At 59.7% G+C, this 14,607-nt stretch carries 15 protein-coding genes; 9 read left to right on the forward strand and 6 right to left on the reverse strand.

Annotation, left to right across the window (positions count from 1 at the left end; all coding sequences use genetic code 11):
- Nucleotides 1-8 precede the first annotated feature (8 nt).
- From LN996_RS08145 to LN996_RS08180, 8 genes are read left to right on the forward strand one after another with little or no spacing between them, the layout of a single operon-like run.
- Nucleotides 9-419 carry a hypothetical protein gene (locus LN996_RS08145; protein ID WP_231339906.1) on the forward strand — a complete coding sequence of 137 codons (411 nt, stop codon included), beginning with the start codon at nt 9-11 and terminating at the stop codon, nt 417-419.
- Nucleotides 420-422: 3 nt separating this feature from the next.
- Complete coding sequence (locus LN996_RS08150) at nt 423-1,205, forward strand: hypothetical protein (protein WP_231339907.1); 783 nt, start codon at nt 423-425, stop codon at nt 1,203-1,205.
- A 55-nt stretch (nt 1,206-1,260) separates the two neighbouring features.
- Nucleotides 1,261-3,084, forward strand: a complete 1,824-nt coding sequence (locus LN996_RS08155; protein ID WP_231339908.1) for a hypothetical protein — start codon at nt 1,261-1,263, stop codon at nt 3,082-3,084.
- A gap of 36 nt (nt 3,085-3,120) precedes the next feature.
- A complete protein-coding gene (locus LN996_RS08160) occupies nt 3,121-4,674 on the forward strand; it encodes a hypothetical protein (RefSeq protein WP_231339909.1) in 1,554 nt (517 codons plus the stop codon).
- Entirely contained in the window at nt 4,671-6,311 is a 1,641-nt protein-coding gene (locus tag LN996_RS08165) for an ATP-binding protein (RefSeq protein ID WP_231339910.1), read from the forward strand. The genes LN996_RS08160 and LN996_RS08165 overlap by 4 nt, the downstream gene beginning before the upstream one ends.
- Complete coding sequence (locus tag LN996_RS08170; protein ID WP_231339911.1) at nt 6,308-7,999, forward strand: type IV secretory system conjugative DNA transfer family protein; 1,692 nt, start codon at nt 6,308-6,310, stop codon at nt 7,997-7,999. The genes LN996_RS08165 and LN996_RS08170 overlap by 4 nt, the downstream gene beginning before the upstream one ends.
- Entirely contained in the window at nt 7,996-8,385 is a 390-nt protein-coding gene (locus tag LN996_RS08175; RefSeq protein WP_231339912.1) for a DUF4913 domain-containing protein, read from the forward strand. The genes LN996_RS08170 and LN996_RS08175 overlap by 4 nt, the downstream gene beginning before the upstream one ends.
- Nucleotides 8,386-8,437: 52 nt before the next feature.
- Nucleotides 8,438-9,823, forward strand: coding sequence for a hypothetical protein (locus tag LN996_RS08180; RefSeq protein ID WP_231339913.1), 1,386 nt, complete (start codon nt 8,438-8,440; stop codon nt 9,821-9,823).
- A gap of 81 nt (nt 9,824-9,904) precedes the next feature.
- Here the strand turns inward: LN996_RS08180 and LN996_RS08185 are convergent, their stop codons facing one another.
- Nucleotides 9,905-10,465 carry a DUF2690 domain-containing protein gene (locus LN996_RS08185; RefSeq protein ID WP_231339914.1) on the reverse strand — a complete coding sequence of 187 codons (561 nt, stop codon included), beginning with the start codon at nt 10,463-10,465 and terminating at the stop codon, nt 9,905-9,907.
- A 309-nt stretch (nt 10,466-10,774) separates the two neighbouring features.
- The gene (locus LN996_RS08190; RefSeq protein ID WP_231339915.1) at nt 10,775-10,972 is read right to left on the reverse strand and encodes a hypothetical protein; all 198 of its coding nucleotides are present in this window, start codon (nt 10,970-10,972) and stop codon (nt 10,775-10,777) included.
- Between the two features lie 178 nt (nt 10,973-11,150).
- Between LN996_RS08190 and LN996_RS08195 the strand changes: the two genes are divergently transcribed.
- A complete protein-coding gene (locus LN996_RS08195) occupies nt 11,151-11,429 on the forward strand; it encodes a hypothetical protein (protein WP_231339916.1) in 279 nt (92 codons plus the stop codon).
- A 242-nt stretch (nt 11,430-11,671) separates the two neighbouring features.
- Here LN996_RS08195 and LN996_RS08200 read toward each other — a convergent pair whose 3' ends face one another.
- From LN996_RS08200 to LN996_RS08215, 4 genes are all read right to left on the reverse strand, one after another.
- Nucleotides 11,672-12,016, reverse strand: a complete 345-nt coding sequence (locus tag LN996_RS08200) for a type II toxin-antitoxin system HicB family antitoxin (RefSeq protein WP_231339917.1) — start codon at nt 12,014-12,016, stop codon at nt 11,672-11,674.
- Nucleotides 12,003-12,263, reverse strand: coding sequence for a toxin HicA (locus tag LN996_RS08205; protein ID WP_231339918.1), 261 nt, complete (start codon nt 12,261-12,263; stop codon nt 12,003-12,005). Before LN996_RS08205 ends, LN996_RS08200 begins: the two co-directional genes overlap by 14 nt.
- Before the next feature lie 204 nt (nt 12,264-12,467).
- Nucleotides 12,468-13,187, reverse strand: a complete 720-nt coding sequence (locus LN996_RS08210; RefSeq protein WP_231339919.1) for a hypothetical protein — start codon at nt 13,185-13,187, stop codon at nt 12,468-12,470.
- A 76-nt stretch (nt 13,188-13,263) separates the two neighbouring features.
- Complete coding sequence (locus LN996_RS08215) at nt 13,264-14,568, reverse strand: hypothetical protein (RefSeq protein WP_231339920.1); 1,305 nt, start codon at nt 14,566-14,568, stop codon at nt 13,264-13,266.
- Nucleotides 14,569-14,607 lie beyond the last annotated feature (39 nt).

The raw sequence follows: 14,607 nt of genomic DNA on the forward strand, positions 1-14,607 counted from the left end.
GCAGAAACATGTTCAGCACCATCAGCAACGAAATCATTATTCGGTCCGCCGTGCCCATGATCGACAACCCGCTGGACGGCGTCACTCCCAGCATCAGCGTCCTCGGCGTGAAATTCGAAGGAGCCGTCCAGCTTGTCCTGGGCGCGCTCTGGGCTCTCGTGCTGGTCCTCCTCGCCGGCGCTTTCCTGTGGAACCTCATGAAGTGGGGCGTCGCCCGCAACCGCGGCCACTCCGACGACATTGAAGAAGGCGCGGCAGGGGCCAAGAAGACCGGTGTCGCCTTCGGCGCTGCAGCCGGGGCAAGTGTCATCCTCGGCGCTATCCTCGCGATCGCCAGCTCCGCAAGCAACCCTGCCCCACCAGCTCCGACCGCTCCTGCAGCTGCCATCTCCGTGCAGAGTACTTCGGTGGAGGTCTAGCCCATGCGGAAACACTGGAAGCTACTAGCAGCGGTAGGGACGGTGATCCTGGTCATCGCCATTGCCGTCGTCCTGCTGAACCCGCCAGCCCCGGCAGCCAAGCAGGATGGCCCCAGCTCCCTGCAGGCGTCCGGGAAGTTCGGATTCCCCGTCTCCGGGATCAAGATCGGCGAAGGCGGGACCAAAACCGCCAGCGACGGCAAAACACCCGCCGGATACAACGGCACCTGCGACTCCGCCGCACAAGCGGCGAGCAACTATGTCCGGCTTATCCGCGATGTGAATAGAAAGACCTGGACTACTCAGAAGGCAGCCCTGGCCGATGTCTCAGTACCGGGGTCTTGGCTGCAAGAAGCTACTGCTGTAGGGGATCTTTTGACTGCCAGTAATGAAGCATCGTCCCTCGGGTTCGACGGCGGATGGTATGACCGCACGGACGTCGAAGCGGGAGGCATGTACCGTCTGGTGAGTTGTGACGAGAAGAAGACCTCCGTAGTTCAAGTTTTCATTGGATCGGTGAGCGCTCAAACAGCGGGGGATCCCCTAGCATCCTTTGACACGGTTTCCATGGAACTTACATGGGCAGGCGATTGGAAGATCTCTGATCTCCTGGTTGCCGGGCAAGACCGAGATTTCGGTGGCCGCGTAAAGGATAAGGGCCCAGGCGGCGCAGTGGGAGACGCCTCCACAGCGACAGTACCGACACTTACCGATTCCCTGATTAACACCCTCTTCGAGGGCAAGAGCAGGGAGGGGTGGATCGAATATGCGAACGCTAAGCGCTAGCAGGACGATCCGTCTCGTCGCGGTGTTACTGGCAATGTTCCTTGGGTTTGGGGTCGTGACTGCCGGCCCGGCGCAGGCCGCTGATGAGGTGAGCAAGTCGGAGAATTTGAACGCCGACCAATTGAAGCGCCTAGCCGGCCTCCCGGAAGACCAGCGAAACGGCATACGGGATCGCCTTAACCAAGAGCTGGCCAAAGGGGTCTGCGCAAACCCTGCCCTCAGTCTTGCCTTGGGCTTGGGGGATTGCGAGACGATCTCCGCTAAAGCATTCGGAACGTTTCTCACCACCCCCGAAAAGGCCTTGGATTACAAACCCGAATCGGGCATGGTCAGCTACTGTGCAGGCTTGGCTGCCGCCAAGGTCTCCGGCGCTGCCCTAACGGCATGTTCTGCTGAGTCCCTTTGGAAGAAGTTCTCCCCAATTGCTGGGGCGGTGGCGCGCACGGTCATTTCCGCGATGCCTGGTGGTCAGGTGGTGTTGGGCACCGTGGATACGGTGGCGTTCATCGCGAACGCAAAGGATGGGTTTGAGAAGTTCGCGAACACGGTCAAGGCCGAGGGCGTGAAGACGACCAACGAGGTGTTGAACAACCTTTTGAAGGTCTCTTCGTTCCAGGTTGATGACGGGTTCCGGGCCACGTGGGCTACGTTCGCGGGTATCGGCATTATTGTCATGGCGTTGATGTATTTCAAGCTCTGGAAAGACGTCTCGAACGAGGACATTGATCTGGATTCCGCCAGGGATGCCCTGTTCTGGTACGGACCGTTGTCGATAATCCTGGTGTTGTTCGGCCCGCCGTTGGGTTATGTGATCAACGGCTGGTTGACGCAGGCTACCGAGGGCATATCGTTCTGGACCTCCAGCAGGGTGACGGATTTCGGAGTCGCCATTTCCCGGTTCGCTTCCTATGAATCCAACGGAGCTTTCGGCCCGTTGGCGGCGGTGTTGTTGTTCGGGCTGCTGTTCATCGCAGCATGGGCGATGCTGGGCTTGCTGGCCCTGCAGCCGTTGGCCCTGTATCTGCTTGGCCTGGGCATCGCGTTGATGGTGGGGTTCATGATCCACCCGAAGTACCGCGAACGAGTGGGCAAGGTCGGTTCGTTGTGGATCGGCATCTCGCTTTCGAAACCGTTGCTGTTGCTGATCATGGGAGCGGTGTTCAGCTACATTTCCACGCGCCCGGCCTTCAGCGGTCAGGGCGTGGACGATGGCATGGTCAACGCCACGTCCGTGTTCCTGGCAGCGGCCGCGATGTGCCTGCTGGCCTTTGCTCTGCCGATGCTTTACAAGTACGTGCCCATCCTCCCTTCGTCCTCGACCAGCTTGGGGCAGGGACGTCAGTCAGTTGCCGGGGCGGCCATGGTCGCCGGGGCAGGGGCGGCGATCTCTTCCGGGATCCGGCAGAAGCGAACCGCTCAGGTTCAGTCCGGTCCCCACGGTGCCCGGGGTGGGATCACTTCCGGTGGCGGTCCAGGGTCTAACGGTTTGTCGGGCCCGGCAACGCCTTCGGAGGGTCAGGGCAGCTCAGGCTCAGGGCTTGGTTCCCAAGGATCCGGGATCTCGGGTCGCCGCAGTGCAGCATCGAGGATCCCCACCGCACAAGGCACCTCCACCGGTCAGGGCGGCCAGGAGCGGCCGGAGACCCGCACGATCGGGGAGCTGCAGAAAGCCGACCGTGCCGGAACCGGCGGGGCCAAAGCAGCACAAGCGCTGAAGACCGGGGCCGGTGCGGTGGGCCGGGGTTCGGCAAAGGTCGCTGCCGGTGGCGCGACCGCGTTCCTGCTGGCAGGCAGGGAAGCGGCCCGGCAGGCCTCCATGCGGGGCCAACGCTCGGCACGAACGATGGCGCCGGATACCGACCACATCAGTGGCCGGTAAGAGAAGCAGAAGCAGGGGTAGGTAGTCATGGGAAGAATGGTTGTTGTCGGGGGCGAGGTCCAAAGCCGTGGCCTGTTCGGCGGAAACCGGACACCCCCGGAGTGGGTTGGCCTGTCAGTCGCTATCGGCGGCGGTCTGTTGATCGTTCTGGCAGGCGGCAGCAGCGTCGTGGCCCTGATCAGCGCAGCTGTGCTGGTCCTGGCAGGCGTGGTCCTGACGACGCCCAACAAGTTCTCCGGCCACCGCTCGCTGGGTGCCATCTTCGTTGAACTCCGGCACAAGAAGGTCCGGGCCAAGAACAAGTCCCTGGTCTACGTTCCCGTCAAGGACCGTCCGCAGACGCGGATGGTCAAGGCAGGGAAGAAGGACCGGGAACGTGCCGACGAGAAGGGCATGATCGAAGTCCCGATCCGGCACAAGGACAACGCGCCGTTGATGGTGGGCACGGTCCGCCACTTTGCCATCGACACCCCGGAAGGGCCGTTGGTCATCTTCCGGCACCAAGGCAAGGTCAAGAAGCCGTACTACACGGCCACGATGGAGGTCATGGGTTCGTCCTCGGGCATCCGTGAGGAATACCGGAAGGAATCCGGTCACGTTGCCCGTGGCCAGTACCTCGCCCGTTTGGCCCGTCGTCAATCGCTGGTGTCGCATATCCAGACCTTGGCGCGTGCGGTGCCGATGGATTCGGCCGACCACCTGATCTGGGTCAAGAACCGGGTCGCGCAGAACGTTCCGCGGATCCTGTTGGAGTCCTACGGAGACCTGTGCGAGACAACGCGTTCCCGCTCGGAACAGCACCGGACCTATGAGACGTTCCGGATCCCCAGCTCAGCTGCGCTCTTCCGCCGTGCCGAAGCGTTCGGCGGCGGAGATGAAGGGATCGGGCAGTCGATCTATCAGGAAATCCGCTCCGCCATGGCCCAGGCGTCCATGATGGGTTCGATCACCAACTCCCGGCCGCTTGGTCCCCAAGCCATGGCCGCGCTTTTGCGTCACCTGCAGGACCCGGACTTCGACATTGACGACTACGATGGCGCGGACCTGATGGACTGCTGGCAGCACCTGGACGGCGCAGCCTCTCCCATCTCGCTGGTGGTCAATGATCACTGGCACATCCGTACCGGCTACGTGCCGGCCTCAGCCTTCAGCCCGGCCCCCATCCCAGTGGAAGCGCTGGAAGCGATCATCAGCGGCATCCAGCCCGCCGTGGTGCACTCGGTGTCCATGGTCATGGAGCTCGAAGACGCCCGCAGCGCCCGGTCCAAGGCACGCTCCGATGCCGCGATGGACAGGGCAAAGGGCAACGAGGTAGCCAAGTCCGGTGTCGTCACCGACGGCACCGAAGAAGTGTTGATGGGCGCCTCCACCCAGCGCCTCCTGGACCTGAAGCCCGGCTCCGGCCATCACGGCGCGGCTTACGGGCTGTATATCTCTTTCGCTGTGGAGGACGCGAACGAGATCCTGTCCACCACCGACGTTGTTGAGGCAGCTGCCTCCGATGCCGGTATCGAGTTCATTGACTGGTTGGACCACCGCAACGACCTTGCCCTGATCGCCACCATGCCGTTCACGAGGGGAATCCGATGAGCACCACGAACGATGTCAAGCGTTTCAGCCTGCCTTGGGCCCTGGCCTCCAAATCCAAGCGGACCCTCAGGTCCCAGGCCCGCGCCGGAAAGCTGGAGCTGGAAGCATCTGAAGCTGATACTGCGGCCGAAGGTTTGCGCCGCAAGAAGCCGCTGACCAAGAAGGCTGTGCAGAAGGCCGAGAAGAAGGAAGCCAAAGAGCGGGAGCTGGCCGAGGCCAAAGCGAACGCCAAAACCCGGTGGCACCACGAACGTCAGTGGGCGTTCGCGTCGAAGCTGGGGTTCTATGACCCGGCAGCGCCGGGCATTGCGTCCTCAACCCGGCAGATGGAGTTTTCCCATATGGCGATTGCCTCCCCGCCGACGTCGCACCGCGGCCTGGTGTTCGGCGTAGACGCCGGGTCCGGCTGGATGATCGTCCATGACCCGTTCACCGCCTACGGTGACACCCTCGAATCCCCGAACGTCTGCTACATCGGTGACCTCGGCCAGGGGAAGTCCTCGGCCATGAAGACCTGGGGTGTGCTGCGTCAGCTGATCCTCGGCCGCCGTGTCGTGGTGATCGATAAGAAGTACCAGAAAGACGTCGGCGGCGGCGAGTACACCCCGCTTGCGCGGAAGCTCGGCGTTGCTCCGGTCAGGTTCAGCATCGGTGGTGGCGGATCCCGGATCAACATTCTCGATCCCCGTATCGCTGCCCGTCTGAACGAGGAAAGCCACGACAGCGCCGAAGCGTTCCGCACCCCGGCCGGTCAGTCCATGCTGGTCCGTGCCGTGATGGAAGAAGCCCTCCGCCGGCCGATGACGCCCAAGGAAGGCAAGGCCGTCCGGATGGCGCACCGGCAGGCGTTGACGGATGCCAAGAAAGCGGGGGAAGTCGCGCACATCGGGCACGTCCTCAAAGCCCTCTACGCGCCCAATGAGGCCGCCGCGAAGGCCACGAACCTGACCGTAGAAGAGCTGCGCGAGTGGGGTCAGGATCCGGCCTTCGAGCTGGAACGCATGATCGAGGACGACCTGGCCGGTCTGATCGACGGGGAAACCAGCTCGGATATCCAGCTCAACGCCGGCCTGACGGTCTTCGACGTGTCGCTCCTCCCGGAAGACGGTCCGGCGCTGCCGATCGTCATGACGATCATCAACACCTGGCTGGCGAACACCCTCTACCGTCAGGAAGAAGCAGTCCCGACGGTGCTGCTGATTGAAGAGGCTTGGCACACCGTGCAAGGGTCAGTGGCCACGGTGACCCGCCGCAACACCAAACTCTCGCGTGCACTGTCCCTGTCGTGCCAGTTCGCGTTCCACCACATCTCCGACATCCCGGCAGACAGCCCGGCGATCTCCATGCTCAAGGAATGCGGCACGGTTCTGCTGTACAAGCAGCAAAAGAGCGCCGACGCGCTGGCCTGCGAAGAGATGTTCACCCTCCCGGTTGGGACGGCCGAAGTGATCACCAAACTGGTCAAAGGCACCTGCCTGTTCAAGATCGACCAATACGATCCCTTCGAAGCCATCCACGTCCGCAGCCCCCTCGAAGTCGAGCTCACCGACACGGACGGTGCCATGAAGTCCACCTCCACCATCGCGTTCACCGAAGAATCCATCACCGACGAAGCCATGGAGGTTATCCCGGCATGAGCAAGCAAACGTCAACAGACACCCTGCTAAAGCTGGGCCTCGCTGGCTTCGTTGTCGTGCTGGCGGGCCTCGCCTGGGTCTCCGCGTTCCTTGGTGAATTCCTGACACCGACGGGAATGCCATGGACCAACTTCACGGAGTTGGTGGCGCGGTTCAAGGAAGGCACCTTCGCTTGGCCAGGAGCCGCGACATGGATACTGATCGTGCTCGCTATTCTTGCTTTCCTGGGAATTGCTTTCATCACCATCGTGCTCGGTGGCAGAAAACCGAAGGACGACGGTTTGCCCAGGTACAAGGATCTTGAACCACGGATGGGTAAGAAGGCAGCGCTGGCCAAGGCCCGGCAGGCTCTGGAACTTCCAGAGGACGCAACCGAAGATGAAATGATCGTTGCGCTGTGCAAGCTGGACGGCCAAACGCTGTATGTGCAGCACGAGGATTCCATGTGGGTCTTCGCCCCGCAGCGCTCCGGTAAGTCGCTCTTCCTGGCGGTGGGCATCATCCTGGACGCTCCGGGGCCGGTGGTCACGACGTCGACGAAGAATGATGTGCTGATGTTGACGGCCGTCGCACGGCAACGCCGCGGGCAGGTGGAGGTCTTTGACCTTCAGGACATTTCCGGTTGGCCGAACAAGGTTCGTTGGAACGTTATTGCCGGGTGTGAGGATCCTGATGAAGCGCTGGCCCGTGCCAAAGCCTGGGCAGGTGCCCAGCCGATGGGGAACGTCAAGAACGGCGACTTCTTCAATTCCAAGGCAGCGGCAGTGTTGGGAAGGTTCCTGCACGCGGCAGCTCTGGGCGGCCGCGGCATTGAAGACGTCGTGCGGTGGTCCAACAACTTCGCGGACAAAGAACCTCTGGAAATCCTCATCGACCACGGCGCACCGGAGGCATTCTCGGCCCGTCTTCGGGCTTTGACCACTTCCCGTGCGGGCGAAACAGTGGACTCCATTCAGGAGACCCTCGCCGGACTGTTGGAGCCGCTGTCTTCACCAACGGCCATGCAGATGCTCAGCCCTGCAGAGGGTGAAGGCTTCGACATGAACCGCTTCCTGGCCAAGCCAAACACCGTCTACCTGCTGACAGACGGAGAACGCTCACCCATTGCCCCACTGGTGGCCATGTTCGCTGACTTCATGTTCCGCAAAGCCCAGCGAATCTCCCAAAGCAAGCCCGGCGGGCGGCTCTGGCCCGTCTTCACCATGGTCCTGGACGAAGCACCCAACGTCGCAGCATTGCCGGACATGGCCGGCGCCCTGTCCGATTCCGGCGGCCGTGGAATCCGCGTCATCGGGTTCAGCCAGTCCTTCGCGCAGAACCGGCAACGCTGGGGCAACGAGGCCGCGACAGCCATCCGCGGCACCTCTTCCATCCGTATGTTCCTGCCCGGCCTGGAGGAGCTGGACGAACTGGAGAAGATCGCCAAAGCCGCCGGCGTCACCAAGCGTCAGCGCGTTTCTACATCGCAGGGCAAGGGAGGATCATCAAGAACCACCAGCGAGGAAGAACGCCCAGTGATCCGCGCCCACGACATCCAGCAGCTCCCTGTGGGCGAAGCATTCATGCATTACAGCAACGTCAAACCCGCGAAAGTGAAGCTCACCCCGTGGTGGGAACGGAAGGATGCCGAGCAGATCCGCGCGGATAAGACGGCAGCCGGAGAGATTGTCAGGAGGGTAGAGGTATGACCGACCGCGACGCGGATGCACCCGAGCAGCAAGAACCGGACGAAACAGAACTGGTCGAGCAGTTTGTGATGTGGGTCGAGATGCTGGTCCACGACATTGAATCGGTGCCCAACGAAGCATCCGACCGTCACTGGTGCCCCGAATGGTGGCAGCATCCCGAAGCAGTGGCAAGGCTCATGGCCCTCCATGAGGCCTACAAGCAGGCCGTCCAGGAAAACACCCTGTCAGCTTGGTGGGTGCAGCATTGGGACCCTCACACCCGCGTGCTGTTCTCGGGCCAGGGCCCCTTCAAAGACTGCCAGCGACGGCACGCCTTCCTTGACCGGGCCAACGACTACACACCACGACTGGCGACAGTGGCCCCACCAGCTGGCTGGAGCCCATAGAGCGGCAATATCGACATCAGTAAACGCACCAGATGAGTCCGGGAGACAAAACATGAGCGAAAAATTCGAGACGGCCAATCACTTCATCTCCGTAGCAAGAAAGCTGCACAAAATGATGGTGGAGGCTCCAAAATCCCTGGAAAACGGCATGACGATAGAGAACGTGATTCGGCAGGACATCGGTACCCGGCTCGAGCTTGTACTCGCGGCGCGCGCCGTCCTGCTAGCTCCGCAGGATCCGGAGGCGGAGAAAATCATCGGCGCAGTGCTCCTCGGCCGCATTGATGCTGCCGCAGGCGCACATTCACCTGCGGAGTGGGAGACCGGCGCTGCAGCAGCCTTGGATGCAGTAGGCCAAGGCGGCGAGGATCCGGACGGGAAGATGGGGATCTGGCTGGACCTTACGGAACCAATCACTAGTCTGGCCTTTGAAGCGCTGCAACGAGCCGAGCAGCAGAACCACGACATCATGGTCGAGGGATTTCGCCGAGGGGCAGAGCAAACCCCCGGCTTCAATCTGAAAATTACAGAAATAGTTGGGGACACGGTTGTCTCAGACGAGACCGTGCTCGGCCCGGAGGCAGGGTTCGAGGATTCCGATATTCACCGGGTGGGCCGGGTGTCATCGTCTGTGGAGTCCCTTTTGGGTATCGACGACGACCGGATGGAGACAGATATCTCCCAACTGCTGCAGAGTCAGGCGCCGGTTGTTTTGGGCCGGAACAACTTGAGTTCCCAAGCCCAGCCGGACGACGTGCGGTTGACCGTTTGCGAGCGGCTGATCACGAAGATCAACCATGACCTGGATGTCGTTGGGGTCACCGGCGATTTGCCGTCCCCAATTGCAGATCTGGAAAAACGTCACTTCCCGGCGCTCCGGGCTCAGCTGCTGCTTCAGCACAACCTTCCTCTTACCGAAGGTGCTACCTATTCCCGGGCGAACCGCGGGGACCGTTCTGCGCAAGGCATTCTGATGCAGCTCGTCATCCTCGGCGACATGCTGTCCTCAGCCAAACCGTACTTTCTCCCAGTCAGCCAATTGTCCACGGCGGTTGGCGACGAAAACCTCCGACCCTTGGCTCCAGCACAGTCGTTCCTTGTTTGGCATGACACAGCCGTTCACATCGGCGATGGCGTGGACGTTCTTGCTTGGCTGTTCGCAACGGACGCCCAGGGCAATATTCATCCAGTTGTTCACGCCATCAGGACTGCCCCAGGCGGCGTCTTGGAAACCAGTTGGTGCAGTCTTCGCCAGGGCCAAGCGTCCGAGGTAGCCGGCCAGATCATCCGCTTGTTACGCGGCGAAGCCTGGGATTCCGCACGACCTTTGCGCCTCTCCAAACCTTGGGGCAGCAAGTCTTGGATGAAAGATCTTGTCCGCTCCTCAGCCCGGGCCAAGGAGGGCGGCTTGCACGGCTTGCAGTTCCTCCCAGAGTAGGAATAGACAACAGGAGGCCCTGCCCACCAATGGTGCGCAGGGCCTCGATTGCTGGGTACTGAATGGGCCACAGTCGGGTACTTACCCGCACTTTCCGTCGTAGTTCTCCTCGATGCGATCGGAGGTCGAGCCTCCGGCGCTTGGGGTTGAGTACACTATAGCCACGCTGGTGCATACCTTCGTTGTTCCGTCGATCATTGCTGTCCAGGTGGTATCGCCCGGGCCGAATGATCCATATGTACCTGTCACTGAGTTATTGATACTGCCCACCGGTGCCTGACCTGGGATCCAAATCCAAGCTTTGCTTGCGGTCCGGGCCATTTTTCCAAATAGCTCTCTAGCCCACGTACCGATGCTTTCCTGCCCGTACTGGGTGTAGCGGGCCCAATTCGACTTGCAGGACGGGGAGTACCGTAGTTCGAGTATCCCGCCTTCTAGTTCCTTGCTGGCACCTGTGTAGGCATCATCTGCGCACTTAGTCTTGCTGGGATCGAGCCCCGTGCAACTTGCCGCATAGCAGTCAGCCTTCGCCGGTGATGCTTCTGCCTGACCTATCGGAACAAGCAGGGATACAAGCATTGCTAACAACATCACCACCATGGTGATGACGGGGGTGATCTTGGTGATTCTGAGCGTTTTCATGGAGATTCCCTCATTTGAGTAGCGCCGGGTCCTATCACCCGTTCAGGTGATTCCCGCGCCGCTCGGAGTGGAGCGGTAGAATCACCGTATTCTTGAATCGGCCGATTCGTCAATACGCTGTCGCGATAGAATTGGCTCCACAACTCCCGGGAAGGTGCAATGCCAGCCGGGAAAGCGCGAGGCGTCGCGCGGCGGCCAGACCATTGCGACCATCTGGCGAAGGGGCTCCGCTCAGGACTGGGCGCCAATCCGGGATAGGGCGCAAAAAAGAGGGCCCCGGCTTCCGCCTGGACCCTCGGGACTCGACACCTATATGACTGGGGCGTCTACTTTTGCGGCCTCGTCATTGCTAGCCGTTTCAGTGCTCCTTGCCACCATCGCGTGGTGGATCATCGTCAGAACGTCTTCGACCTTTAGCACGTAGATTTCCAGATCCCTATCGTCGAGTGGGCTCTTGGACGGCGAGTGGGCGGGTCGCTCCATGGGCCTGACTCCCTTCTTCTCCATTTTCAACGCTATGGGTACTAGCCCGCCCATGGGAACTTAAAAGAGGTTACATTTATATAACACCGTATTGCAGTAGTGGTGATTCGTCGGAATATGCGATACACCTAGATACGTAACGCATCGACAGGTCTCAGGCGATGTGTTGTGCCCGAAAAACAAGGAAGAGGGGTGTGCGGCCATGCCTGTAGCAACTACACGGCTTCCGCAGGAAATAAGTGACTACTTGACGGCCAGGGGTAAGGTCACGGGCGAATCGGTTGCAGATCTCTTGCGACAAGCTGTCGAACAATGGGTAAAAGCACAGGACGCAGAGGAGCTCGTGCGCGTCCAGCGTGAACTGAACCGTGAACGCGAGAAAGCCATGGAAGAGCTAATCAAGGTTCACAAGCGGATCGACCGAAAAGTCTCCGTTAAGCCAGAGGAAGCCCAGGAGGCTCGTCCTCCCGCCCACGCCTGACACAGGGCACAAAGAGGATCTCCCCATAGGGGTGGTCCTCTTTTTGGTTTTGCTTGCCACGTCGTCGGGACGTGAGCGATACTCCGCGCAGATCGGAACCTAGCGCTCGGCCGTTGGCCTGTTACAGAATAAAGGAAGGTACTGCGCCCAAAGGTGCGCAGTACCTTCCTTTATTGTGGTCCGTTTGTCTCAAATGAGAGGCAGCTGCATGCTGCAGCCTATCGTCAGCTTTCCCTGCGACTCTAAGCCGACAGAAGGTCGTTGACATAGCGGTTTAGAGATACGCCCTGTTCCTGGGCCGATACTGCCAAGCGGCGGTGCTTATCCGGGGTGATGCGGACTCGGAGGTTGCCGCTGTAGTTGCGGTCCGCGAAGGGTAGCGGTACATCTTCACCGTTCGCCTGCATATCGGAAACAACCTCTTGAAGAAGTCGGTCTAATCCGAGCAATGCTTCTACCTGGTCTTCAGCTAACCAAGACAGGGAAGGAAACTCGGCTACAGTAGCGACGAACTCCTCGTCTTCTGGAGACCAGGTGACTGAGTAGCGGTAGCGGGCAGCAATTGAGGCGTTATTAGGACTTGGCATCGCCTTGTTCCTTAAATTTATCGATAGCTTCTATAACTTGCTTGACTTGATACGGCTTTGCCTTGCCGTTCTTGTCTTGAATATTGATTCGGGGGTCGCCTTGCCATGGGGTCTTGAAGACGGTGTGGCTTCCGCCTGTGGTCCGGGCATCGCCGAAGTAATGTTCACAGATCTTCACGAGGTCTGAGAAACTCACGTTCTGCGCTGATTCCCGGATCTTGTCTTCAATTTTTTTAACTCCCCCCATGAACACTATGGTTCCACTATTGGTACCAAAACACAACCTAGGTTAAGTTTCTTCCCTTCACGGAGCAGAGTGACTGGTCGTAGCCCGTGGGGACCTGGATGCCGTAAACCCGCCGTTCGTTCACGGTCAAACGCAGGCACCTTTCCAACAACCTCTAGGTTGGCGAGAGTGGCAGGGTGCTTCCTGAACAAATTGTTGTGGGGGCTAGACCCAACCCCATTTCGAAGGCAAGGTTGGATCAAGGTCGCTCTCCAGGAGGATTGTTACTACGGCAAGTGCGCCGTCGCTGATGTAGGGATCGTCTGCGATGTAGCCCGTATCGATACCGTAAAGCCGATGAGCAACTGCCATCATGTCGTGGCTACGTATGACGCCCCGTCTTGCCATGGTGAGAACGTCTTCGGACTCGCTGATTTCCTTGATGTGATACTTCCTCCACACGCCGTACTGCTCGCCAATAGCGGAGTGTTCATCATCAAGGAGCATCCGCCCGGCTTCGCTGTGCGTCCACAGTTTCAGGAGGTTTGCACTGGGGACGTCATGCGGAACCTTTGTTGCCACTGATAACTTGTGACGGCGCCCCCTGTAGAGACCGATCTGCACGAAACTCCCATCGAAGATTGCTTGCTGATGGAGAGTTACGTTACGGGCACGGGCCAGCGCCCTTAGCCAAGGGTCATTCGTGAATGGTTTTCTCTCCGCGTTCCAGCGTTGGACGTCACCGCGTTGCTCAAGCTCCTTCTGGATTATCTCTCGGATTGAGCTTATCGAGGCCAAGAATGCGTTCAAGTTGTACCGAAAGGAGCGTGGGTCGTGGTACTGCTCTTCGAGTCGGGCGACAGCGTTGAAGGTTTCGAGCCAACGATCCTCCGCGTTGGGCACAGGGCATTCGATTTTCTGGTGGGCAAGCTGGCAAACGCTCATGCCGAATCATAACCAGCCAAGGGGACGTACTTTTTCCCTGGCGGAGACGCATGTCCGACTGGTCGGCCGGACCGGCCTAATTTGCACTGTGCGGCTGTTGGTAGATCCACCGGGTGCGGGCGGAGCGCAGCGATGCTCGCACGGCGTCAGCGTCGATCTTCCCGGCCTGGACATCGCGCCATGCCTCGAACAGGTCCCGGGTATCCACAAGAGCTCCAGCTGCATCGGTCAACGGTTTCAAATCATCATCATTGGGTATGGCAATGTCCCGGGTAGAGGGTGGTTTTCCCCGCCAGGCATTCACGATGTGCCATACGGTTGACGGGAAATCACCGGTTTCCTTTGTGTAGGCAGCTACAGGGCGGCCGGTGATTTGGGAAACGTCGTTGACCTTTGCCCCTTTCGTATAGCCCTTCACTTCAGCCAAGCAGTGCCACTCCTGGGCGGATGGGTCATCGACGCGAAGGTCTTCCAGCTTGGCCCCAGTCTTCTCATCGTGGTGATCATCCATGTCCTGCACGTGGAATCCGAGATCAGTGAGCGAACTGAGGACTGCTGCTGTAAGTTCGTCGCCGTCGGCCGTTAGTAGCCTCCCAGGCCCTACCTCTGCCTTCTGGGCAGCAAGTTTCAGCTGGGCGTTCAACGCTTCTTCCCGGTCGTGGAGTTCAGACAGAGCCTGTTCACGTTCGTCACTCAGCGCTTGTAGTTCATGGGCAAACCCGCTGACTTCTGGAGGTGACCACCGTTGGCTGGTCTTCCACTCAACGTCAGGTGGCACACTATCGGGATCGATGTCAGCCACCAGATCGAGGAAGATCCGCAACCACTCTGCGGGCCTCTGGGCGATTCCTGGTAATGCCAGTTGCAGGCCGCCACTATCTCCGAGACGCCGGTTACTGAAAGCGTAGACGAATTTTTCGGTGCCAAGATGGAGTACGGGAGAGCAATAGCCGGCCAAGTCATCGAAGTGCTTTATTTCCCACGTATGACTGTCACGATCAATGTGGGTTAAGTTCCAACAGTATTTTTCGCCCTCTGGGATGTGAGGAATCACGGTTGATCTGAGCAGCGCAGCAACAGCTGAGGAAACACCGGTGCTGATTGTCACCTCTTGTGCCAGAGTCCAGCTAGTTCCCTGAAAGTCGTAAGCCTGGTTTGCCTTTGCTACCTTGGCCCCAAGGGATAGGACATGGAGATGTTCTGCACGCTTACTAGCGTCTTCAGCGAACGTAACCAAGATGTCGTACTCGGATTCATGTACAGCTTGGCCTTCAAGAATGAACTTGGCGGTGGGAACCAGTCGAACGAGTTCATCTTTTTGCTCGTCGGGGACATCCTCGAAAAGTACCCGTGGCCGTGGCTGGACATTGAAAGTGTTCACGAAGAAACAGTACCGGCACTGAAAACGACCTTGCTTTGT

Source organism: Arthrobacter sp. AK01 (assembly GCF_021109375.1).
In the GTDB taxonomy this organism is placed as follows: Bacteria; Actinomycetota; Actinomycetes; order Actinomycetales; family Micrococcaceae; genus Arthrobacter.